The sequence below is a fragment of the Nocardia vaccinii NBRC 15922 genome, from assembly GCF_001613305.1.
In the GTDB taxonomy this organism is placed as follows: Bacteria; Actinomycetota; Actinomycetes; order Mycobacteriales; family Mycobacteriaceae; genus Nocardia; species Nocardia vaccinii.
Window position 1 is genome coordinate 1 of record NZ_BDCC01000085.1, and the last position, 823, is coordinate 823.

The 823-nt window shown below is 67.9% G+C and carries 1 protein-coding gene and 1 pseudogene; both read left to right on the top strand.

What is annotated here, in order from left to right; translation table 11 throughout:
• Window position 1: 1 nt before the first annotated feature.
• Window positions 2-181, top strand: a pseudogene (locus NV1_RS47155) (IPT/TIG domain-containing protein); the annotation flags it as partial.
• Between the two features lie 15 nt (window positions 182-196).
• Window positions 197-823 (top strand): IPT/TIG domain-containing protein (locus NV1_RS39155; RefSeq protein ID WP_245714162.1); only part of this gene is annotated, 627 nt, incomplete at its 3' end.

Below are 823 nucleotides of genomic sequence, written 5' to 3' on the forward strand. Positions count from 1 at the left end.
CATGCCTACCATCACCTCGATCTCCCCGACGTCGGGACCCTCGACAGGGGGAACCAGCGTCACTATCACCGGGACCGGGTTCACCGGACCGACCACAGTGCGATTCGGTTCCACCGCAACAACTTTCACACTGGATTCGGCGACGCAGATCACAGCGGTCGCTCCCGCCGGCTCGGTCGGTACCGTGCAGGTCACGGTGACCACCTCGGGGGGAACCAGCAACGGGGTGCCGTACACCTACCTCGCGGTTCCCGCGTTGAGCACCATCAGTCCCAGCCAGGGATCCACCGCGGGCGGGACGACGGTCACCCTCACCGGAACGGGCCTCACCGGCGTCACCGCGGTGAATTTCGGTGCCACACCGGCAACCTCGTTCACCGTCGACTCCGCCACCCAGATCACCGCTGTGGCCCCCGCGGGCACCGGGATCGTATCGGTCACCGTCACCGGGCCCGGCGGAACCAGCAACCCCGTCACCTACACCTACGTCGTCGTCCCCACCATCACCTCCATCTCCCCGACATCCGGGCCCACAGCGGGCGGCAACAACGTCACGATCACCGGCACCGGATTCACCGGCCCGCTGACCGTCCGGTTCGGCACCACCGCAACGACATTCACGGTCAACTCCGCCACCCAGATCACCGCGGTCGCCCCTGCCCACACGGCCGGCACCGTGCAGGTCACCGTCACCGGCTCGGGCGGAACCAGCAACGGCCTCGCCTACACCTACGCCGCGGCACCCACCCTGACCAGCATCACCCCCACCTCAGGAACGGTGACAGGCGGCACCACGGTCGTACTCACCGGCACGAACCTCACC